Raw genomic sequence first — 22,160 nt, forward strand, 5'->3', positions numbered from 1 at the left:
ATGGATACAGTTCAATTTCATACAGTAAAATAAAAAGGCATCAGTATAAGTAAATCTTGATGCCTTAATTTTTATACTTTTTAGACCAAAAACGTGCTTTGCCGTGCTGCATTTTTAGGATCAAGATATACGCATTTAAACGCATATCTTCTATAATATTAGCCTCCAGCATATCCTCCATCTGTGCATAAGTAAAAAACTGCCTGTAATAAATAGGAACACGGGGCGGTGCTCCACCATCCTCTCTCTTCTATATTCAACAGTTTCCGGCTGACATCCCCTGCACCGGCCCTATTATTTACTTTCATAAGGTGCCATGGTAGAATAAGCATACAAAGGTTTCTATCATTTATATCAAACGAGGTAAATTGCCATGCGCAGTGAAAAGGAAATGTTTGAATTGATCTTGAGAGTTGTACAAGCTGATGAACGCATCAGAGCAGCATACATGAATGGTTCCCGAGCAAATCCCCTTATTGAAAAGGATATTTATCAGGATTATGACATTGTTTTTGTGGTTTCTGAGACACAATCATTTTTATCCGATAAAACGTGGATAAAGATCTTTGGAGAAGTTGCCGTTATGCAGGAGCCGGATTCTAATGACTTTGGCTGGGGCAAAGACTGCGACTTTACCAAATCATATGGCTGGCTCATCTTATATAAAGACGGGAATAGAATTGATCTGCATATTATGACCAAAGAAAAGGCCATTGAGAATTATCTTTCCGACAGCCTTACAGTGCCTTTGCTGGACAAGGATCATATCTTGCCTCAGATACCTCAGGCAAGTGATACCGGCTACTGGATTAAAATTCCCACGAAACAAATGTATGACGGATGCTGCAATGAGTTTTGGTGGTGTTTAAACAACGTTGCAAAAGGGATTAAAAGAGATCAGATTCCATATGCGATGAGAATGTATACGGAGATTGTACACAATCAGCTTGATATGATGGTGGAATGGTACATCGGCATGAATCATGGATTTTCTGTTTCAACGGGAATGTGGGGGAAATATTATAAAAAATACCTGCCTTCAGAGCTGTATGAAAAATATTTGAAGACCTACTCTGACGGCAGTTCTGAAAATCTTTGGAATGCTGTTTTCTCAGCCTGTGATCTGTTTCGTTTTCTTGCACTGCAGGTTTCCGGCCATTTGGGTTACACCTACTGCGTGCAAGACGATGAGAATATGATCAAATATATCGCTTCAATAAAAAATGCTGACATTGATCAATCGGAGATCTAATCCAGGATTGTTTTCCAGGCTTGCTCAGAAAAAGCCTGAAAACACATTTTTATCTGTTCTGCATTGCTCTTTTCCGTTGCAAGTGGCGGTAATTCTTCCAATGAGAAATAACGGCTGTCCGTGGTTTCATTATTTGCTTTAAATGAACCTCCAATAACGGAACACTGTATAAAAATTTTACAAATTTTGTAGGCATAGATTGGAAGATTATGTTTTTCTCTGTCCTGCACGGCAATAACCTTTTGAACCTCGACATCGAGGCCTGCTTCTTCCCTGACTTCTTTTATTATATTTTCTTTTACTGATAAATCTACATCGACCCAGCCTCCAGGCAGTGACCATCTCCCATCGGCTTCTTTAACCAGAAGAATCCTGTTGTTCTTAAAAATGGCGGCCCTGGTATCGATCTTGGGGGTTTGGTATCCTGTTTCACCACAAAATAAATCTTTGACCTTTTCGACAGGCATTTCTGATTGTCTGCTGATTATTTCAGCCGAAATCTCCCGGATCCTTTCAAATCGTTCCTGGTCAAAGCAATCCTTCGTATAATATAGTCCGGCCTGTGCGATTGCCTGCAATTCAACCGCCCATTCAAGCCATTTTTTATCCTCCATAATGCTTTCCTTCCTCACTCCATACTAAGTAGTATATTATCTCACATCTCCATAACTATCAAGATTATCTTATAAGATTGCGGTTACGGACGGCAGGCAATTGGAAAAATGAAGCAATCAAAGTTAATTAAGAAAGGAGAGGCAATATGGATACCAGAACAATCATGATATTTCCAGAATTTCATAACATGGATGTGATTCATTTCTATAGGAAACAATACGATCCATTATCTGCTCTTGTTAAACCGCATATTACTTTAGTTTTTCCCTTTCAAAGCAATATGAGTAATGATAGATTGAACAAGCACTTAAGCGATAAGCTTATGAATATCAAACCTTTTGAAATTACTCTGAATGGAGTTTCAAAGCAGCCTGGTGAATTAGGGAATTATTTGTTTTTAAATATTGTAGAAGGAAAGGAACATATTCATGAAATCCATGAACTACTCTATTCCGGTCTATTAAAGGAGTATAAAAAAGGATACTCTTATACTCCTCATTTAACTCTTGGAAATTTAGACTCCTTAGAAAAACTGGAAATGGCCTATTTAGATGCTTCTAAATGCACTGAAACATTTAGAGCTGTAATAAACACAATTTCTGTTGAAGTGATAGGTGCATTTGGAGAGTCAATGATAATAAGCGGGCACAGACTGCCGGAATAAAGGCGGTATAGCCCTTCGGTCTATCCATTTCTCATATTTTTTCATCTTCTGCCATATTATTTAACATGCATAACGGCCCGGCAGTGCTGCCGGGACATCCCTATTTTAGACAGCCACTACTGTCAGCAACGGCAAGGAGACTTAACTGTGAAAAAAATTTTGGATAACAATTATTTTGATTTAATTATTACAAATCCAATTACTTCAGCCACCAGCGATGATAACATTACCTATCTGAACAACCGGCATTCCTTACTGCATATCCCGGCTGCCGGCGTAACTCTTTGTGATATGGTAAAATATCCAGTCCACACCTTTCCCGGAATTTTTACGCTCACATCTACGGTCAGCCTTGAACAGTCCGGCGTAGGATCGGTTCAGCGGAATCCTGCCTTAGCCCTGTTTGGAAAGGGCGTAATCATTGTAGTCATTGATACGGGTGTTGAATACCAGCATCCTGCCTTCCGCAACAGTGACGGCTCGACACGTATTCTCTCCATATGGGACCAGACCCAGCAGGAAGGAACCCCTCCTGAGACTTTTACCTTTGGTACGGAATACAGCCAGGAGACAATCAATACCGCATTAAATTCTGATGATCCCCTCTCTGTTGTACCATCTACAGATACAAACGGGCACGGAACGTCTATTGCAAGCGTTATTGCCGGCACTCCCAACTTACTGGAATCCTTTAGTGGTGTAGTCCCTCAATCTGATCTGGTGATCGTAAAGCTTAAGGAAGCAAAAGAAAATCTGAAAAATTTTTATTTTATTCCTGATGATGCTTTATGCTTCCAGGAATCGGATCTTATTCTTGGTTTCCGTTATTCTCTTACCATCTCAGAAAAGTATAACCGTCCTGTGGTCACCTGCTTCGCCGTAGGAAGCAGCCAGGGAGGTCATGACGGGAGAGGCGCTCTAAGCGGTTACCTAAATGACCTGGCACTGCAGCCCAGTATCGGCATATCCGTCTCTGCCGGTAACGAGGGAAACAGTCAAAGACATTATTTTAATTCTACCCAATTAGAGCCTTATTACAATGATTTTGAATTAAGAATAGGGGAAAAAGATAAAATGTTTGCTATGGAAATCTGGTCAAGTTCCCTTGGACGGCTTTCCATTGATATTTCCTCACCAAACAGAGAATCCACCCAGCAGGTATATCCTTCCCTCGGCGATTGCAGAGTATTTAATTTTGTATTCACCCCTACTACCATTTATGTCAACAATTATCTTTTTGAAGAGGAAACCGGAGACCAGATGATCCTGGTACGTTTTCAAAACACCACTCCCGGAGTCTGGCGCATCCGGGTCAAAAGCATTGAAAATGAACCTTTGTCCTTTCATGCCTGGCTCCCTTCAAATGGTCTCATATCCAACCAGACCTTTTTTCTTAATTCCTCTCCGGATACCACCATCACTTCACCTGGAAACGGCAGGCGCCAGCTGACTGTGACTGCCTATAATCAGATGAACAACTCAATTCTTGGTGAATCAAGCAGAGGCTATACAAGAGTTGGCCTTATTAAACCGGATATTGCCGCTCCTGGTTATCAGCTTACCTGTGCTGTTCCCGGAAATAGATATGGCTCTGTTACAGGAACAGGGGCTGCTGCAGCCCACGTGGCCGGCATCATTGCCATGGCCTTTGAGTGGGCCATTGTCAAAGAACATTACAAAACAATGAATGGAGTCGATGTCAGCCGTCTGATGATGAGGGGGGCAATGCGCGCAAGCTCATACACCTATCCAAATAACGTATGGGGATACGGCCAGGTGAATGTGAACAATATGTTCATGCAGCTTACCAGTATTTAACCTCATCAAGCAGGATCGGGGATTGCGAATATCCGATTGACTGGAATGGAGAACAATTAGAGTCAAAAAAACAGAATTTCAGTCATATGTCCGGAACATTATATAAAAGGTGCTTTACAACTGTTATATAATTTTCTGGGAGGTGATCATATGAGACACTGGAATAAAAAACTCGAAAAAAGCTTGGAGGAAGAATTCAACCGGTTAGAGGCTGCCAGCAGGGATGTAATCCCCCCTTCTGCCCCTCCCGGAGAATTTGAAAACATCATGGCCGAAATGGAACGCAGAGGGATTGAACCCAGGATCAGAAAAGAATTAAGAAATCGGAAATAGGCGGGCTGGGTTTTTGAAAACCCGCCATTTTTGATCTATGCGTCATATGATAAGGGCCCGGGAAAATCCCAGACCCCTGTCACTACGGCTTCTCATTATTCTTTTTTGCCATATTGTTTCATTAGCTGATCAACGTACGTACTCAGTCCGGCGACCAGGATACCCTGGGTGATTGCTGTAAATGCTGCTGTAGCAATCTGTTGGATGGTGTATACTTCACTCATGGACATTACGTAAACACTACACAAAACAATGCCCGCTGCTCCGTTAATTATTGGAATGTATTTATCTTTAATCGTCTGGCTTTGTTTGATCCACTGCCCCAGCAGGTAAAGGACCACTGCCACTATGACAAGTTCTGGTTTCACATAATTTATAATCTCTTCCATAATAATCATTTCCTTTCCCCTTTCCCAATTCAGGAAACTATCCTTAACTCCTTCCATCTGGTAGAACCGCCTGATTTAATTGATGCTTTTTTTTCCTCAAACGTTCCTACCAAAAAAACCTCCAGGCCGCCGGAGAAAACTCTATCCAGCCTGAAGGTTTTGATCTTAAATTGATGTCAGCTGCCTGAACATATTTGCCGCATCCAGCTGCCCGTATCCCCATATATTATTGGGATAAATAGTCTCAGGGTCCCGTCTTGCCCCGCGAATCAATAAGCGGTTGACCTGATATCCGGTAACGGAGGTATAGTTTCCCTTATTGTAGGCCCATTCCATGCTCATGGCTGCAACCCCAGCCGCATGGGCAGCCGCGGCTCCGGTACCGGTCGCATTTCCATATCGAAAGTCAGGAAGCGCACAGGGAAGCTGGTAGCCGGGAGCACCCAAATCTGGTTTTACAAGCCCCAGTCTGGTATATCCTCTGCTTGATTCACTCAATATATTTCCATCCAGCTGATTATAGGCCGTAACTGTCAGAGGATGTATGGCATCTCCCTGGGCGGTTATGGTTGTATCAGGATTGGAGTTTAAGAAAAAGGTCTCATTTGATATGAGATTACCGGAGGGCAGCCAGGCATGATAGGAAAAACCTTCATTTTCAGTGCTGCCTACCCTGATACTCCAGATTCCGGCAACTACATTTTGAAAACGTACCAGAATCAGCTGATCTCCGGTTTCTTCTTCAAAAATAATATTGTTCACCCAGACAATGCTGTCCACGGATTGAAAGACAATTTTTTTACAATCTGAAAAGGAAGGATAAATAATCTGGGAGGACTCCCAGGTTGGAGCGGTGATCTCTATAAAAAGCCTGGAAGGTATGTAAGGCCAGATTTCCATGGAAAATCCCTTATCATTGATTCCTACGTTTAACTGGAAGGTATCTATGTAAGGGGCGGTCTGAGTGTTGTTAAAAAAATGTCTTCCGTTATTGCCTTCATTTCCGGCAGCAATGGTCACACCGATTCTTGGCAGCTGTACCAGATAATCCAGGTAAGCGGAGGAGGCACCTCGCCCGTCGTGCCCTCCCTGACTGCTTCCAAGGGCAATGCATATGACCAGAGGCCGGTTCAGCCTTTGAGCAGTAGTAACCAAATACCGGATTCCAAGGATGATGTCTGATTCCTGAAAGCACAAAGCATTATCCGGAACAAAGAACAGTTTCTTTAAGTTATCCTTTGCCGTTTTAAGTTTTACTACCAAAAGATCCGCTTCAGGAACAACACCGCTGAAGTTATAATCATCATTAGGCCTTCCGGCAATAATGCTTGCAATGGCAGTTCCGTGACGTATGGTATCAACTGTGGGAACAATCGAAAGAGGATTTTCAGAAATTAATGCAAAATTAATCAGTTCTTTGGTATATTCAGCACCGAAAGTAAACCCTCTTGGAGGTGTGCTTCCTACCTGAGTCTGATCCCATATAGACAGGATTCTGGTTGTTCTGTCATTATACTTAAAAGCAGGATGGCGGTAATCAATACCAGTATCCACAATGCCAACAATTACCCCTCTCCCAATCAGGCCAAGGCCAGGAGTCCTCTGAACAGATCCTATACCGGATTTCTCAATGCTGACCGATGACTCCAGGGTATATAGAGCCGGAAAGAAATGATAGGGATTTATCCCAAGATCACAGGGCTCCATCTGGTCCTTTGGTATATGCAGTAAGGAATTCATATCATTCAGCGTGGTAATATTATCACCTGTATTATAAGATGGCACCATGGCATTACTTATGATAAGATCATAATACCGATTATCCAGTATTTTTTCCATATTGCGGCCTCCTGCCTGTTTCAAATGAAGCATATGATATATTTTATGCAAAAGAGGTTCCAATATGAGCAGAAGAATCTGCCACAATCCAGGGAATAAAATGGCAATAGTGGAGTAATGTGTATATTTATATTTTATATTGCAATTTATGATGTATTTACGAAATATAAACGGATAATCTATAAAAATTTACTTATTTCCCTTTACTTAACCGATTATTTGCGCTATAATTTATATAACTCTTCTTTGGAGTGCCGTATTTCCCCAATCCTGCGGTGCTCCATTTTTTTATTGTCTCCTTTCACAATTTCTTCACATTTCCAACAAATTCTCAACACATTTCCACCGTATATTAATACCTGTAAACAGGCCAGAGAGACCTTTCATATACATTTTTTCATACTCAGCCGACAGGATCCCCCCTCCTGTCGGCTTCCTCCATTTTTTGAAGTGTAAAACAAGATTACTTTATGAAACCAACGGATTCCAATTCGGCAGCCGTTTTCTCCTGCCCATATTCCAGCAGATTGTGCAGTTGTTTTTCTATGACCGCACCATTTTGTTCCTGGGAAGAATCCTGTGCAGCATTACCATCCGAAGATCCACGGTCTGCTCTCCCGGTCAAAATTTACTCTAATGATTCCTTTTCATTTAGTTCCTGGTCATCATCCGGCTCCGATTTCTCAGCCAAGGGTTTTTCTGTCAGATTTTCTTCCGGAAACTTCCCTTCCGAACTTTCCTCTGCAGCGCTTTCTTCTGCAGGGCTTTCCTCTGCAGGACCTTTCTCTGCAGGACCTTCCTCTGCCGGGCCTTCTTCTGTTGGTTTTTCCTCTGCTGGGTCTTCCTCTGCTGGGTCTTCCTCTGCTGGGTCTTCTTCTGTTCGATTTTCTTCTTCTGTATTTACTTCCTCCGCGTTTTCTTCTGCAGGCTCATTTCCTTCCTCTATCTCAGGTTTCTCTACTACCTCTGCAACTGGTTCTTCCATGATTAATGTCCTTGCTTCCACATTCATATAATTTGGGATTTCCGGAACTGTTACAGTTATTTCATATGGCGCATAATTATTATATGTTGACAATATCCTTACCTCATGCTCCTCTGAGGTGAATTTTTTTGATAAGATGGTTAAACTGTATGGCTTTGTTCTCGTATTTACGCTATAATCTGTGCCACTGGTCAGCTTCTCACCATCCAGATAAACCGTGTTGTAGGAGCTATAAAAATAGTAAGATGTATTGGTTGAAAATTGTAAATCTCCATTTTCCAACCACTCATCTGTTATATCCGGCAGCTTCTGGTATGGAGTGAAGGTAACATTACAGGAACGGTATCCCGGCACTGAGATTGTTACGTTATAGCCATAAGAATATGACAAGGTACCGCTTAGCGTAATCGTCAACTGTTCTTCATCAGCGTTTTTGCTGAATCCTGTAATCGTCTGGTTGGAGGAAGAACGCTTTACGGATGCGTGGGACTGGATCAGAGAATCCCACCATTCCTCGTTCCCATCTGCTACATGCAGGATGATTGTATTTTCACCGCTTAAGGAGGTCCCGTTTTCTACTTCCAGCTTTGGCGCTGGTTCATAGGCAATATACTGCCCAAAGCTCATTTCTATCTTTTGATATGCTTCATTATATAAGACCAGAAGGTTTTCTTCCTCTGTAAGCAGTGCTGCAGGAATGTAAATTGTGCTGTATCCGCTGGTTGTATATCCGGTCCCCTTCTTCAGTTCGGCTCCATTCAAGGATACCGTTACTTTATCATAGAAATAGGAATCAGCCGCTGTCAGTTCCAGGCGTTCCTCGTCATAATTAATCGCGCCCTTAACACTAACTGTATATAAGATTCTGACCTCCACCTGAGCTGCCCGGTATCCCTTTGCATTTACTGTAACCGTATAAATACCAGGACTGTAGGAGCTGACAGTTGGTAAAGTCAGTCCATTTTCATTTTTTGTATAAGTGACTGCCGTGGAAGAGTAAGAATCCGATAGTGTCACTGAACTGATATTATTCAGCCAATCGCCCGCCTCTCCTGACACCACCTCAACAGTTACAGTACCTTTCTGTACAACAGCTTCTGATTTTAGCACCGGAGCTTCTAATGGAGACACCAAATCTGCCGGAGCAGTCCCTTCTAATACCTTTATTCCATAGCCGGAGGCATAAAGCTCAATTCTATATGGCGATCCGGCGGTAAAGTTATGGGGGAAAATTTCAATTCCTTTGCTGTAGGAAGCGGTATAATCAACAGCTTCTCCCTTTTTCAGTTGTGTTCCGTTTAAAACCACATTTGTTACATAGGAGCTTAAATAAGAGGCATTGCCTGTAAGCATTAAGCTGTAATTTTCCTGGTTCCACTGCTGGGTTATGGCAGGCGGCGCTTTTACGGGAGTAAATGTTATCGTTACCGCATCATATCCCGGTATGGCAATTTTCATGGTATATGTGTAATAAGAAGACATTGTAGTCTTACTCGCAGTGACCGTAAAACTGTTTCCTTCTTTTTCAAGAGAAAGGCCGGAAACACTGCTATAAGAATATGTCAGACTAAGATGATCAGCCTCTAAAGCCTGGAACCATTCCATCTCTTCGCTGTCTTCCTGCAATGCTCCGATATCAAATACAACAGAAGAACCTTCTATCGCTTCTCTTACGGTAACAGACGGCGCTTTCTTAGGCGTAACGAACGTTTCCGGGGAATCCACCTCAAGACTGGTATCCTCATAACCCTTTGCCTGAATTTCAATCGTATTTTTTCCGTTTACCAGATAGCGGTAGGAAATGTACAGATTATTGTAATCACTTGTAAAGCTTCCGGATTCCAGCCGGGTTCCATTGACTGTAATTGCGGTTATCTGATCAGTATAATATGTAAATCCCGCTCTTAATTTCAACTGGCTGTTGGCATCATCCCAAGTGGGCGTAAAAGATGGAGCCTTATCTACAACAGAAAGAGAACCTTTTACATCCCCGAACCCAAAGGAATGGATCGTAACCTCATAATCTCCGGCATAATTCATAGGGCCGCTGATCGCATCTACTCCAAGAGTTATGGTCTTCCCGTCTGCAGACAAGGTATTATTTTCTTGATAGTAGTGGGTTTTTGTTTCACTGTATGGAATCTCAATTTCAGTAATAGAACGGTACCAAGATTCATTTTCCTCACTGAGCTGTATGACTGCGCTCTTTCCTTTCAAAGATGGGACAATGGTCAGCTCAGGCGGATTGGTATTGTCTGTTTTTCCTGTTAAAAGTTCTGCTTTTGTTCCGTAGCCGCCTTTATCTGTCAAATACTTCACATACCTGGGCAGGTCCTCCGCTTTTTTCCAACTTCTGGACTTTAAATCTTTCGCATCTGTACTCAGGGTCAGGTCCTCATTTAACGCAGATAATTTCTCAGAAGGTTCCCATTTCGACAGAAAGGCCTCTACATAAGAGGTTCCAATTCCCAGATTATCAGCAATTATATTATTAGCTGCCAAATCAAACAATACAGCAATTGTGGCCACCTCTTCCTTTCCCTCCAGACTGGCAGGGGGTGCGGTAGTAGCACTTGAGACCGCATCCGAAGCAAGGCTCTTAAGACCGGCCGCGGCCCTGTTATCTTCCTCTATCAGGATATCACTTTCTTTCTCTTCCTGGCTTTTGCTCTGCGCTTCCTCCAGACCCTGGAGCTGCATGGTATCTACCGTAGTTTCCGACGGTTTTATGAAGAGGGAATCTCCCTGCCTGATAAATTTTACATACTGGGTCAAGGGAATGGTTGCCTTAGTAAGCACCACATAGGGGATATCCGATGGAAGGGAAAGGTTCGTTTCAATAAGCTCTTTCTCTGCCGCAGTACTCTTTCCCGGCTCTCTCAGTGCAATAACAGATACGGTCCATTTCCCGGAGGTTATGGCCAGTGTATGGGTATCTTCATCCGGCAAAGGTATCTTTACCGTCCTGCCTGAAGCTGTTACAGGAGTAACGGTCGATGTGGCATCTTTCCCTGCTATGGAATAACGGAACTCATCAAGTCCTTCTGCCTGATCGGTAAAGGATATTACGGCATAGGGAAGTCCCTGAACAGATACGATCCCGGTTTGTTCCAGAATAACAGGACTCTTGCTTTCCCATGGATTTTCGCCGCCCTCCGTTCCATTATTTCCGGAATTCCCATTTTCGCTGTTCTCTCCTCCTTGATTATTTTCTCCCCCTGGTTGATTGTTTCCTCCTCCCGTTTGATTGCTTCCGTTCCCCCCTGTATTGTTGGAGGTTTTGCTGCCAGAACTGCTGCCGCCGTAAGAATTCCGGGCTGACTTTCCGTTCCAGGCCCCGCTTCCGTCCACATAGTATCCTTCGGGCGTGTAACCATTTACCAAAGCCTCTCCTGACTGCTTATCAAGATAATACCATTTCCCATTGATCTCTTTCCAGCCGGAAGCCATGGAACCGTCCGTCTCCATGTAATACCACTTTCCACGAATCTCCTTCCAGCCGGAAGCCATGGAACCGTCTGAATCCAGATAATACCACTTCTGATCCGTGTCCTGGTACCATCCCGTTCTCATAATTCCGTTCTCATCAAAATGATACCAATTGCCGTCATCGGTTTTCAGCCACGAATTCTTTTGTACCCGGCCATCTTCCAGATTATAACGCCACTTGTCCCCATCTTGTCTCCACTCCCCTGCAAATGGCTGGATCGTAAATACCAGGTTCATGGCAGTCAGAACCGCCAGAAATTTAACCTTATTTCTACTCCTCATAGATTCCTCCTTGCTTATGATTGAAGTTAGTTATAACTAACCAATGTATTATAAAATATTCCCAATCTTTGGGCAAGCGGATAAACGAGAAAATTATTCAACTGGTGACCAGTGATAATTTATCACCATTAAAATAAGCAGGAAAACCACAAATTGGTTTTCCTGCCAAAAATCTGTTTTAACCCTTGATTCCTGTGGAGGCAATTCCTTCCACCAGATATTTCTGCATGGTCAGGAAAATCAGAAAAATAGGAATCAGGGAAAAGGTTGCCATTGCAAACATCGCGCCCCAGTCTGAGCCGGCTGTTGGGTCGGAAAACATCTTTAATGCATAGCTGACCGGGTATTTCATTGGATCGCTTAAGAAAAGCAGAGCCGTCATAAAATCATCCCATCTCCACATAAAGGAGAAAATGGCGCTAGTCACCAGAGACGGTTTAATAAGAGGAAGGATGATCCTTATGAAAATGGAGTATATGGTACATCCATCCATTCTGGCAGCTTCATCTAAATCAATGGGGATTCCCTTTATAAACTGTACATTTAAGAAAATGAAAAAGCCCTGGCCAAAAAACTGAGGTACAATGATGGGAAGATAGCTTCCCACCCAGCCCATTTTGTTAAAAATGATATACTGGGGAATCATGATGATCTGGAACGGAAGCATCATGGCAAGCAGCATACATGCGAACCAGAAATTTTTAAATTTAAAATCAATACGGGCAAATCCATAGCCTATAAGGGCGGAAGAAACGACCGCCCCAACCGTGGAAAGGCCAGCAATGATAAAAGAGTTCTTAAAAAATGTGCTGAAACCATAGCCGGCAAAGCCCTGCCAACCTACGCGGTAGTTTTCAAGTGAAAATTTATCAGGCAGCAGTTTTGCAGCAGTCCGGAATATTTCATTGGAGTTCTTAAAGGAACTCATCACCATCCACACAAGGGGATATATCATAACACATGCCAGCAAAAAGGTGAACACATGATAAACCACTGTGGTGGCTATTCTTCTTTCTCTATATCCTGTTTTCATATTTTGTCACCCTTCTGATTCATAATATACCCATTTCTTCTGTGTCTTGAAAAGTATCAGGGTCAAAAGCCCTACTACAAACACCATGAACCATGCCATTGCACAGCCATAGCCCAGCTTATTATACGTAAAGGAATTCTGGTACATGTATACTGTATAAAACAGGGTACTGTCCTTTGGTTTTCCCTGAGTAATAATATAGCTTTGGGTAAATGCCATAAAGCCGTTGATCAGCTGGTTAATCAGGTTAAAGAAAATCGTTGGTGTCAGCATTGGAATCGTGATCTTAAAGAAACGCTGAATGCCATTTGCACCATCTACGGTAGCCGCCTCATAAAGACTTACGGGAATCTGTTTTAACCCGGATAAAAATATGAGCATGGAAGAACCAAACTGCCAGACAGCAAGGATAATCAGGGTCCAGATAGCGGTATCCGCTCTACCCAGCCATGCAATGTCGGACGGCAGTCCAAATATACCTAATATTGCATTTATTACACCATCACTGGCAAACATCCGCTTCCATAGAATTGCCACAGCCACGCTGGAGCCAATGATGGAAGGTAGATAATAAACAGCCCTGTAAAAACCGGACATTTTAGTGCTTTTTACAAGCAGCATGGCTACAAGCAGAGCCATAAGAAGCCGGAGGGGAACCGAAAACAGAACATAGTACATGGTCACGCCAAATACCTTCCAAAACTTTGGATCCGCTGTAAACATGGCCTTGTAATTTTCCAGACCTATAAAAACCGGTGATTTTAAAATATTGTATCTGGTAAACGAAAACCCTAAAGAAAAAATCATTGGTACAGCCAGAAAGGCAAGAAAGCCTATAATGAAGGGCAGGATAAATACATATCCTGCAACCTTCGGTGTGTTCATTACCTGGGAAAATGTTTTTTTTCTTTTGGGGGTCATTTGATTGTTCTTCATCTAATTCCCTCCAGACTATTCTGTCACTATTTCGCTGCTTCTTCCAAAATCTTTTTCGCTTCAGGTACAAAGCTGGCTGCCGCTTCATCAGCGGATGTATCACCATAGCGGATTGCTTCTACTACGCTCTTGGTCAACGCCTCAACTTCACCCTTACCTGCTGGATCTGGAGCATCAATCGGTACCGCAATCTCAGAAACCTTTGCGACATAGTCAAATACTTTCTGTGCAACTGCATCTACCTTTGGTTTAATTGCATCAGCTACCTCAGTATTAACCGGGATTCCTCTTTCAGCCATAAGGATTTCATTACATTCTACGCTGTTGGTGAACCAGTCAAGAAACTTTGCAGCCTCCTCTTTGTTCTTGGAAGTTTCAGCAATGGAGAAGAACTGGCTTGGCTTTAAATACATATTCTGTGTGTCTTTGTTCAGAACCGGGTTCATCGTTACTTCTAACTCTCTTCCGGCTGCATTGGAAAGGCTGATAAACTGATTGGAATATGGGAAGTCATTCCATGTGGTCTCATCTACAATCGGTTTTGTTTCAATGTTATCCGGGTTCTTCTCAACAAGAATATCCGGTGCGATGGAGAATTCTGCTTTTTGGAATTTCTCCACATTGGCAAAATGTATCTTCGTAGAATCTTCCTTACCTGCCATTAACTCATCGAATATATGAGAACCATTGGCTCTTGCTGTCATCTGCAGCATATTGATCCAGCCGTCATAAGCGGTCTTTACCCCTGTTTTCTCGTATATGGTTTTGGAAATGTCATATAATTCATCATAGGTCATCTGCTCAGGAATGGTCACTCCTGCCTTTTCTACAATGGCCTTATCATAAACCATCATAGGAGCGTTGCTTCCAAGGCTGAGAGCATAACAGTTTCCATCGATAGAACCACTCTCAATGATGCTTGAAGGAATCTTTGAAGTATCAATAACGCCTGAGGACATGAATTCTGATAAATTAGCCAGCTGTCCGCTCTTCTGGTACTGGTTTAAGTAGGAATAGTCCATCTGGATGATATCCGGTAAGTTACCGCCGGCTGCCATTGCAGAAAGCTTATCCCAGTAACCGCCCCAGTCAGTAAACTCAACCTTGATATCCACATTTGGATTTTTACTCATGTATAAATCCGCTGCTTTTTTTGTTACGTCATTTCTGGTCTGATTGCCCCACCAGCAAATGTTTAAAGTTACCTTATCTCCTGATGCTGTCTTTGCGCCGTCATCTGCCTTTGTAGTTGACGCCTCTGTTGCAGCAGCCGCTGTCGTCCCGGAATCCACTTTTTCTGTCTTGGAACCACAACCGGCTAAAGATGTCGCTGCAATTAATGCAGCAAGTGATGTTGCTAGTAATCTCTTTCTCACTTGTAAAACCTCCCTTTAAGTTATTTGTGATATCCACATTTTATGGCAAATATGCACAATGGTAAAGTTAAAATGTGGCTTTTTATGATTAAAAAAACGGCTTTATGTAATTTTAGGCGGTTTTGCAATTCCTTTTTTTATCTTTTTACTATATAATACGATTACTTGGGAAAGGATATAAGATTATGAAAAGATGTACGTTCTGGTTTAATAACCTGTCTTTATACAAAAAAATACTGACCATTTTTCTGTTGGCCCTGCTGGCAGTTTGCATTACCTTCCTGATCAGCATCAGGATTCTCACCTCCCGCTATAATGAGGAGCTGTACCGCACCAATGCCAACTCCTTAAATCATGTGACCACTTATCTGGAATCGGAAATACAGCTGATCCAGAGCATATCATACAGCATGATCGGTGACCCCGTTCTTCAGGATAATCTGGTGTTTTTAGCGGAGAAACCTTACAGCAACCGGCGTGCCCAGGCCCGCCAGGAAATTTATCAGCAGCTTTATTCCTATGTTTACCGCAGCAAATATATAAAATCCATTAATATTATCCTGACTGACGGAACGAATATCTGTATGGGAAGCTCTGACGAGATCCTTAAGTTCGACCTTAGGGAGCTTGATAAAACAACCAGCGACTTAAAGGGACAAGCCACTTGGGCTCCTGGCATAGAGCCGGGAAACGATACGGTATGCGCCAGGCAGATATTAAAGCTTAAATACTTAAGCTTAAAAAAGCTGGCCGGGCTATACATTACGGTTAACATGGAGCGAATGATTGAGGACGGCTTAAAAAGTGCCGGGAGCCTTGTGGAAAACTCTAATTTCATCCTGATGTCAGGGGATAAGAGGATTTACCCTGCAACTGCCTTCCACGACGCGTACTGCGCGGAAATCATTGCCGACGGCAAACAGCAGGAAAACGCCTATCTCATTTCCACACTGGACAATAAAAAGGAATTTATCATAACCAGTCATGTTCCCTATGTGGGCTGGGATTATATTTATTTCAGGGATTATGATCCGCTTTTTTACAGAATTCAGCTTATGAGTCTTCAGATCATTATATTTACCGTCTTCATCATATTTATCACCGCAACCTATGTCAACCTGATTTTCCGCCATATCTTCCGCCACCTGGATTATTTGATAGAGAAGATTCAAAAGTTCGGCAGCGGGGAGTCCCTGGCCTGTGATGTGAAATGCTATGATTATGAAAACCGACAGGACGAAATCGGCCAGCTTCACCGGAGTTTTGATGAAATGACCCACAGCGTAAAGGTCCTGCGGGATGAAAATTATGACAAGCAGCTTCTGCTTAGGGATTCCACCATTAAGATGCTCCAGCAGCAGATCAATCCTCACTTTTTATACAATACCCTGGATACGATCAACTGGATGGCGCAGAAATACGGAGCCGAAGATATCTCGGTTATGGTTCGTTCCCTTGGGAATTTATTCCGGGCCTCCATTGCCGGACAAAAAGATATCATCCCCCTTGAAGATGAACTGGAGGTGCTGGATAATTACATCCGCATTCAGGAAATTCGTTTTAAGGACAGGCTTCACTTTGAGCTTAAGACCCCGGAGAACATTACCCATATATTCGTTCCAAAGTTTTGTATTCAGCCCCTGGTTGAAAACGCTTTAAAACACGCCATGGAGGATACGGATGAAATGTGCAGAATACAGGTCATCATAGAGGAAATGGAGAACGATTATGAGATCCGGGTATCCAACACCGGTTCCCGGTTTGAATCGGACCTTTTAGAAAAGATCAGGCACAAAGAGATCAAACCCCAAGGCTCCGGTGTGGGCCTGACCAACATTCATTCCCGGTTAAAGCTCCTCTATGGAGATCATTATGGCCTGAAATTTTATAACGAAAGAGACATGGCAGTGGTTATGCTGTCTATTCCTAAGGAAAAGGAGATTTGATATGTTGAGACTGATGATTGTAGATGATGAACAGATTATAAGAGAGGCACTTTCCCAAATGATCGACTATAAATCCATCGGCTATGAACTCATCGCCACTGCAAAAAATGGAATGGAGGCATACGATATCATCTGTGACGATTATCCGGATGTGGTGATTACGGATATCCGAATGCCTATCTTAAACGGCTTGGACCTTATTGAACGTTCCATAAAATCAGATTCCCATATTACCTTTATTCTCCTTTCCGGGTACAATGATTTTGAATATGCCAAACAGGCCATGAAATACGGGGTTCGTTATTATCTTTTAAAGCCAACCGATAAAAATGAACTGATCGAATCTCTGGTTTCCATAAGGAAGGAACGACTTCAGGAGGAAGAAAGCAGAAAAATGCAGCAGCAGGATTTCTTAAGAAGCCTTCATTTTCCCCTGGAGCAGAGCTTTATTATGGAGGCCCTGGAGCACCAGGATTCCTTTCCGGCCGTATTCCGCAAATACCAGGGCCTTTTATCCCTTCCGAAGAACTGCATTTATGCCTGTATCTGTTCCTTTGTGGAAGAAAGCTATATAAAAAGCTTTATCTGTGATGTCAAAAAGCTTTTAGATGCTTCCAAGGTTCCCCTGCAGTTCTCCATTGTTTATGTAAAAAACACTGCGGTCCTCATATTCCCGGCTTTTACTCTGGCAATACAGGAACGGATCGAAAGTGCCATAACCGAACTTCGGTACCCCGGTCAGTCCGTTACTTTTGAGGCGGAATTCCTTCACAGAGATTCATCTGATAAGCTTTTTCAGGAAATCATACAGAAGATCTCCCGTTTTGAACGGATCCTTCTCTTCAGTGAAGGAGGAGATGTCCACGAAATCAGAAACCATATTGCATCCCCCTGGATGATCAGCAGGCTTGAGAACTCTATCACCTCTGCAGAGGATATGGTGCAGGCTGAGGAGCTCCTTGACTCCGTTTTTATGGACTCCATTCCTTTATCTACTGCCAGAAACCTTGCATTAGGATTATTCCTTCAGATAGGGCCGGAACGGGAAAAGTTACCTGTAGACGCTGCCTGTGACTTTTTCCGTCGTCTCTATTCCTGCGATACGGTATCCGGGATCCGGGAACTTCTTCGTGTGGTACTGGTCCGGAAAGACACCGCATGCGGAACTCATAAGACCGGCTCCAACATCGCCCTTTTAAAAGCCTACATCAGAGAACACTTATACTCTGAAAATCTCTCCTTAAAGTGGCTGGCTGAGAATTATCTTTTCGTAAGCATAGGATACTTAAGCAAGCAGTTCGTAAAGGAAGAGGGAATGCGTTTTTCCGATTACTTAAACAAGGAGCGGATGGAGGAAGCCATCCGGCTGATGACCTATTATCAGAATGATAACATAAAGCACATTGCCCGCCAGGTAGGATTCGGCAGCAATCCCCAGTACTTCAGTCAGGTATTCAAGCGGTATACCGGCTACCCGCCGACCGAATATATAGAAAAGCTAAAAAGCAAGCATTAAACAAGCATGGAAAAGGAGAAAAATAGTGATGACAAACGAACAGCTACTTGAAAAAATCCATTTGGTTGTGGAGAAGCTGATGAATCTTGGAGGATATGACTATGATAAAGACAAGAGCGTCAGCAGTACTGATACAAAAAAAGGGCTTATCCAAAGAGATTTTGGCATAGAGGAGTGGGACTGGCCTCAGGGAGTCGGACTGTATGGCTTATATAAACTACAGGAATTTTACGGAGACAGCCGGTATCTCCCATTCTTTAAGAGATGGTACAGCGGCCACCAGAATAAGGGGCTTCCTTCTAAAAACATCAATACCACCGCTCCATTTCTACCCCTATCTTTTTTATACGAAGGCCTTGACAATCCAGAGGAATTTTACGATCTGTGCGTTCAGAGGGCGGACTGGCTCATCAACGACCTTCCAAAAACCCCGGACAATGGATTCCAGCATGTGACCAGCGCCATCGGAGACCGGGATGGTGTTAGTTTAAACAACGGGCAGATCTGGGTCGACACTCTGTTCATGTCCGTGCTTTTCTTAAACAGGATGGGATACATATCTGGGAACACCCTTTGTAAAGACGAAGCTCTTCATCAGTTCCTGGTCCATATCAAATATCTCTTTGATAAACAGACCGGCCTCTTCCACCACGGCTTCAGCTTTGAGCGCATGGATAACTTCGGTGGCATCTTCTGGTGCAGAGGGAACTCCTGGTTTACCTACGGGATCATGGAATATTTAGATACCTGCGGGGACGGCTTAGATAAAGGGATGAAGGCATTCCTGACTGACACCTTCAAATCCCAGGCCTCCGCCCTTTTACGCCTTCAGTCCCCATCAGGACTGTGGAACACTGTTCTAACCGATGATTTAAGCTACGGCGAAGTCTCCGGCTCTGCCGCCATTGCCGCCGGGCTTTTAAGAGGTGTGAAAGCAGGAATACTTGACGGCTCCTATAAGGCTGCGGCTGACCGGGCCATTGAAGCCATTTGCGCCAATATATCTGATGATGGAACTGTGTTAAATGTTTCGGCAGGAACCGGAATCGGCATGGATTCCGACCATTATAAGAACATCGCTATCATGCCCATGGCCTATGGACAGGCTCTTGCCCTGACCGCTCTGTGCGAAGCCCTGGAAAAGGAATGACCCTCCGGCAATACTGCCCGGTTAGGAAAGAAGGAACATGGCTGTACTCTTGCCATGTTCCTTCTTTTTATGCCTTTTAACCTTTTTATAACCTCGCTCTGCCATTCTTATGGCACTAGGCCTCTCCCCCATCCTTTCTGTATTTTAAGGGTGTCACATCCGTATGCTTTTTGAATACCCGCTCAAAATAGGTAATACTTTCAAATCCAAGAATTTCTGATATTTCCGTAATAGAATACCCGCTGTTTGCCAGAAGTTCTTTCGCCTTTCTCACTCTGGCCAGGTTTCTGTATTCATTTACAGAAAACCCGGTTACCTCCCGGAAGATTCTGCTTAAATAGGATTTGCTGATAAAAAATACCTCCGCCAGTTCCTCTAAGCTCTCCCCTGTCTCGCAGTGAAGTGTTAAATATTCCGCCACCTCATGCACTTTTCCATGCTTTGCAGTCTGAACAGTGGGAGGCATCTCCTTAAGTACAGTCTTCTTCCTGCTGCGGTAGACCATCAGTAAAATCTGGGAAAGCTTCAGTCTTACCATTATCTCATACCGCTCTTTCCGGTGAATCAGTTCCTCTGAAATCCCCAGCAGCAGCCCCTTCATTTCTTCCCATTCCACCTGGGAGAGCCTTGCCACTCCATAATAATCTCCAAACAGCTTCTCAAGGGAAGAGACCCCTGCCTGCTTAAGCCATGGCTCCAGAACTCTCCCGCTTAGCTGGAGAAGGATCCGGTCATGTCTCCTGCTTCCAGCCTGGCTCGTCTTATGGACTTGTTCCCGGTTTACCAAAACGACATCCCCTATTTTCACATAATAGGTTTCTTTCTCAATGAAATAGTAACGTTCCCCTTCCAGAAGAAAATAGAGTTCGTAGGTATCATGAAAGTGCTTCATTGTCATGGAATATTCCTGGTCCCGGACCACCTCATCAATGGTGATTCCCTCCATACTTTCCGAAAATATAGTTTTTTCCATCCCTGCCTCCAAAATAGTAGCCAAAAGTATGATTTTATTAAAAAAAGCCCCAATTATATAAGATTTCTAATACTATAATCCATTATAATGGTACTAATATGAACTTGCAACAATAACCAAGAAAACTTTTACAGAATTATTCTTTTAACAGGAGGAAACCCTTATGAAATATGCAAACAACAAAGTCAGCGATATTAATATCGCCTATATCGGAGGCGGCTCCAGAGGCTGGGCCTGGACCTTTATGACGGATCTGTCCATGGACGATTCCTTAAGCGGAACGATCCGTTTATATGACATCGATGAGACAGCCGCAAAAAATAATGAAATCATCGGTAACAAACTGACAAACCGAGAAGATACCACTGGAAAATGGAATTATGTCACCGCCTCCTCCTTAAAGGAAGCTTTAACGGGCTGTGACTTTGCTGTCATCTCCATTCTCCCCGGAACCTTTGATGAGATGGATTCAGACGTCCATCTTCCTGAAAGGCTTGGCATCTACCAGTCCGTAGGTGATACCGCCGGTCCCGGAGGAATGGTCCGTGCTCTCCGCACCATCCCGATGTTTGTGACCATCGCAGAAGCCGTAAAAGAATATTCACCAAATGCCTGGATCATCAACTACACAAATCCAATGTCCCTTTGCGTAAAGACTCTTTACCACGTATTCCCTGAGATCAAGGCTTTCGGCTGCTGCCATGAAGTATTCGGCACCCAGAAGGTTTTAAAGGGAATCTGTGAAGAAACCTTTGGCTTTGAAAACGTTGACCGCCGGGACATCAATGTAAATGTTTTGGGAATCAATCATTTCACCTGGTTTGACCAGGCTTCCTACAAGGGAATCGACTTATTCCCTATATACCGTTATTATATTGACGCTCACTACGAGGAAGGCTACAACGAACCGGATAAGAACTGGGCTAACAACAGCTTTGAATGCGCTCACAGGGTAAAGTTTGATCTTTTCCGCCGCTATGGCCTGATCGCTGCTGCCGGTGACCGCCATCTTGCAGAATTCATGCCCGGAAGCGATTACTTAAAAGACCCGGAAACCGTAAAGAGCTGGAAATTCGGCCTCACTACCGTTGCCTGGAGAAAAGAGGATTTAAAGAACCGTTTAGCTAAGAGCCACCGTCTTGCAGGGGGCGAAGAGGAAATTGAACTGAAAGCATCCGGAGAAGAAGGAATCCTTCTCATCAAAGCTTTATGCGGACTTGAAAAAACCGTGAGCAATGTCAATATCCCAAATTCCTTCTTGCAAATTCCTAACCTGCCGGCAGAGGCCGTCGTTGAAACCAACGCCCTGTTCAGCCGGGACAGCATTAAACCGGTGGTAGCTGGCGCCATTCCGGAGAATGTCCTTGAACTGATCGAGCCACATGTTGCCAACCATCAGCGGATCCTTAAAGCCGCTCTCACTCATGACCGCTCCCTGGTATACGAAGCCTTCTTAAACGATCCCCTGGTAAAAGACCGTGCAGGAGAAGAAGAAATCAAAAAGCTGGCAGATGATATGATCGAAAATACCCTGGCTTATCTGCCGGAGGGCTGGAAATAATAT

At 43.4% G+C, this 22,160-nt stretch carries 17 protein-coding genes; 8 read left to right on the top strand and 9 right to left on the bottom strand.

Features of this window, described 5'->3' with window-relative positions:
- The first annotated feature begins 373 nt into the window (after positions 1–373).
- Positions 374–1,252, top strand: a complete 879-nt coding sequence (locus BMW45_RS02410) for an aminoglycoside 6-adenylyltransferase (protein ID WP_092240387.1) — start codon at positions 374–376, stop codon at positions 1,250–1,252.
- Here BMW45_RS02410 and BMW45_RS02415 read toward each other — a convergent pair.
- On the bottom strand, positions 1,249–1,866 hold the full coding sequence (locus BMW45_RS02415; RefSeq protein ID WP_330390652.1) for an NUDIX hydrolase N-terminal domain-containing protein: 618 nt from the start codon (positions 1,864–1,866) through the stop codon (positions 1,249–1,251). The two genes, BMW45_RS02410 and BMW45_RS02415, sit on opposite strands and share 4 nt — an antisense overlap.
- Before the next feature lie 146 nt (positions 1,867–2,012).
- On the opposite strand from BMW45_RS02415, the gene BMW45_RS02420 reads away from it, so the two are divergent.
- The 3 genes from BMW45_RS02420 to BMW45_RS02430 all read left to right on the top strand — a co-directional run bounded on the left by BMW45_RS02420 (position 2,013) and on the right by BMW45_RS02430 (position 4,682).
- Positions 2,013–2,531 carry a 2'-5' RNA ligase family protein gene (locus tag BMW45_RS02420; protein WP_092240388.1) on the top strand — a complete coding sequence of 173 codons (519 nt, stop codon included), beginning with the start codon at positions 2,013–2,015 and terminating at the stop codon, positions 2,529–2,531.
- A 147-nt stretch (positions 2,532–2,678) separates the two neighbouring features.
- Positions 2,679–4,349, top strand: a complete 1,671-nt coding sequence (locus BMW45_RS02425) for a S8 family peptidase (RefSeq protein ID WP_092240389.1) — start codon at positions 2,679–2,681, stop codon at positions 4,347–4,349.
- A 150-nt stretch (positions 4,350–4,499) separates the two neighbouring features.
- Complete coding sequence (locus BMW45_RS02430) at positions 4,500–4,682, top strand: hypothetical protein (protein WP_025231437.1); 183 nt, start codon at positions 4,500–4,502, stop codon at positions 4,680–4,682.
- A gap of 95 nt (positions 4,683–4,777) precedes the next feature.
- Here BMW45_RS02430 and BMW45_RS02435 read toward each other — a convergent pair whose 3' ends face one another.
- The 7 genes from BMW45_RS02435 to BMW45_RS02460 all read right to left on the bottom strand — a co-directional run bounded on the left by BMW45_RS02435 (position 4,778) and on the right by BMW45_RS02460 (position 15,011).
- Entirely contained in the window at positions 4,778–5,071 is a 294-nt protein-coding gene (locus BMW45_RS02435; RefSeq protein WP_207649083.1) for a phage holin family protein, read from the bottom strand.
- Between the two features lie 165 nt (positions 5,072–5,236).
- A complete protein-coding gene (locus BMW45_RS02440) occupies positions 5,237–6,910 on the bottom strand; it encodes a S8 family peptidase (RefSeq protein WP_092240390.1) in 1,674 nt (557 codons plus the stop codon).
- 463 nt (positions 6,911–7,373) lie between these two features.
- Positions 7,374–7,535: a hypothetical protein gene (locus tag BMW45_RS27695; protein ID WP_166433265.1), complete on the bottom strand. Its 162-nt coding sequence runs from the start codon at positions 7,533–7,535 to the stop codon at positions 7,374–7,376.
- 3 nt (positions 7,536–7,538) lie between these two features.
- Positions 7,539–11,666 carry a hemoblobin-interacting domain-containing protein gene (locus BMW45_RS02445; protein WP_092240391.1) on the bottom strand — a complete coding sequence of 1,376 codons (4,128 nt, stop codon included), beginning with the start codon at positions 11,664–11,666 and terminating at the stop codon, positions 7,539–7,541.
- 178 nt (positions 11,667–11,844) lie between these two features.
- Entirely contained in the window at positions 11,845–12,699 is an 855-nt protein-coding gene (locus BMW45_RS02450; RefSeq protein ID WP_092240392.1) for a carbohydrate ABC transporter permease, read from the bottom strand.
- A 6-nt stretch (positions 12,700–12,705) separates the two neighbouring features.
- Entirely contained in the window at positions 12,706–13,635 is a 930-nt protein-coding gene (locus tag BMW45_RS02455) for a carbohydrate ABC transporter permease (RefSeq protein ID WP_085961515.1), read from the bottom strand.
- A gap of 26 nt (positions 13,636–13,661) precedes the next feature.
- A complete protein-coding gene (locus BMW45_RS02460; RefSeq protein WP_025231431.1) occupies positions 13,662–15,011 on the bottom strand; it encodes an ABC transporter substrate-binding protein in 1,350 nt (449 codons plus the stop codon).
- A gap of 185 nt (positions 15,012–15,196) precedes the next feature.
- Between BMW45_RS02460 and BMW45_RS02465 the strand changes: the two genes are divergently transcribed.
- The 3 genes from BMW45_RS02465 to BMW45_RS02475 are packed head-to-tail and all read left to right on the top strand — an operon-like array spanning position 15,197 to position 19,623.
- Positions 15,197–16,957 carry a sensor histidine kinase gene (locus tag BMW45_RS02465; RefSeq protein ID WP_092240393.1) on the top strand — a complete coding sequence of 587 codons (1,761 nt, stop codon included), beginning with the start codon at positions 15,197–15,199 and terminating at the stop codon, positions 16,955–16,957.
- A 1-nt stretch (position 16,958) separates the two neighbouring features.
- A complete protein-coding gene (locus BMW45_RS02470) occupies positions 16,959–18,473 on the top strand; it encodes a response regulator transcription factor (RefSeq protein ID WP_092240394.1) in 1,515 nt (504 codons plus the stop codon).
- A 28-nt stretch (positions 18,474–18,501) separates the two neighbouring features.
- Positions 18,502–19,623 carry a glycoside hydrolase family 88/105 protein gene (locus BMW45_RS02475; protein WP_092240395.1) on the top strand — a complete coding sequence of 374 codons (1,122 nt, stop codon included), beginning with the start codon at positions 18,502–18,504 and terminating at the stop codon, positions 19,621–19,623.
- A 115-nt stretch (positions 19,624–19,738) separates the two neighbouring features.
- Here the strand turns inward: BMW45_RS02475 and BMW45_RS02480 are convergent, their stop codons facing one another.
- Positions 19,739–20,596, bottom strand: a complete 858-nt coding sequence (locus BMW45_RS02480) for an AraC family transcriptional regulator (protein WP_092240396.1) — start codon at positions 20,594–20,596, stop codon at positions 19,739–19,741.
- A gap of 163 nt (positions 20,597–20,759) precedes the next feature.
- Here BMW45_RS02480 and BMW45_RS02485 point away from each other — a divergent pair, with 163 nt between their 5' ends.
- Positions 20,760–22,157: a family 4 glycosyl hydrolase gene (locus tag BMW45_RS02485; RefSeq protein WP_092240397.1), complete on the top strand. Its 1,398-nt coding sequence runs from the start codon at positions 20,760–20,762 to the stop codon at positions 22,155–22,157.
- Positions 22,158–22,160: the final 3 nt, after the last annotated feature.

It is taken from the genome of Lacrimispora sphenoides (genome assembly GCF_900105215.1).
In the GTDB taxonomy this organism is placed as follows: Bacteria; Bacillota; Clostridia; order Lachnospirales; family Lachnospiraceae; genus Lacrimispora; species Lacrimispora sphenoides_A.

Coding starts and splice junctions, on each gene's coding strand:
- BMW45_RS02410 (WP_092240387.1), top strand. CDS start 374: ATGCGCAGTGAAAAGGAAATGTTTGAATTGATCTTGAGAGTTGTACAA.
- BMW45_RS02415 (WP_330390652.1), bottom strand. CDS start 1,866: ATGGAGGATAAAAAATGGCTTGAATGGGCGGTTGAATTGCAGGCAATC.
- BMW45_RS02420 (WP_092240388.1), top strand. CDS start 2,013: ATGGATACCAGAACAATCATGATATTTCCAGAATTTCATAACATGGAT.
- BMW45_RS02430 (WP_025231437.1), top strand. CDS start 4,500: ATGAGACACTGGAATAAAAAACTCGAAAAAAGCTTGGAGGAAGAATTC.
- BMW45_RS02435 (WP_207649083.1), bottom strand. CDS start 5,071: ATGGAAGAGATTATAAATTATGTGAAACCAGAACTTGTCATAGTGGCA.
- BMW45_RS02440 (WP_092240390.1), bottom strand. CDS start 6,910: ATGGAAAAAATACTGGATAATCGGTATTATGATCTTATCATAAGTAAT.
- BMW45_RS02445 (WP_092240391.1), bottom strand. CDS start 11,666: ATGAGGAGTAGAAATAAGGTTAAATTTCTGGCGGTTCTGACTGCCATG.
- BMW45_RS02450 (WP_092240392.1), bottom strand. CDS start 12,699: ATGAAAACAGGATATAGAGAAAGAAGAATAGCCACCACAGTGGTTTAT.
- BMW45_RS02455 (WP_085961515.1), bottom strand. CDS start 13,635: ATGAAGAACAATCAAATGACCCCCAAAAGAAAAAAAACATTTTCCCAG.
- BMW45_RS02465 (WP_092240393.1), top strand. CDS start 15,197: ATGAAAAGATGTACGTTCTGGTTTAATAACCTGTCTTTATACAAAAAA.
- BMW45_RS02470 (WP_092240394.1), top strand. CDS start 16,959: ATGTTGAGACTGATGATTGTAGATGATGAACAGATTATAAGAGAGGCA.
- BMW45_RS02475 (WP_092240395.1), top strand. CDS start 18,502: ATGACAAACGAACAGCTACTTGAAAAAATCCATTTGGTTGTGGAGAAG.
- BMW45_RS02480 (WP_092240396.1), bottom strand. CDS start 20,596: ATGGAAAAAACTATATTTTCGGAAAGTATGGAGGGAATCACCATTGAT.
- BMW45_RS02485 (WP_092240397.1), top strand. CDS start 20,760: ATGAAATATGCAAACAACAAAGTCAGCGATATTAATATCGCCTATATC.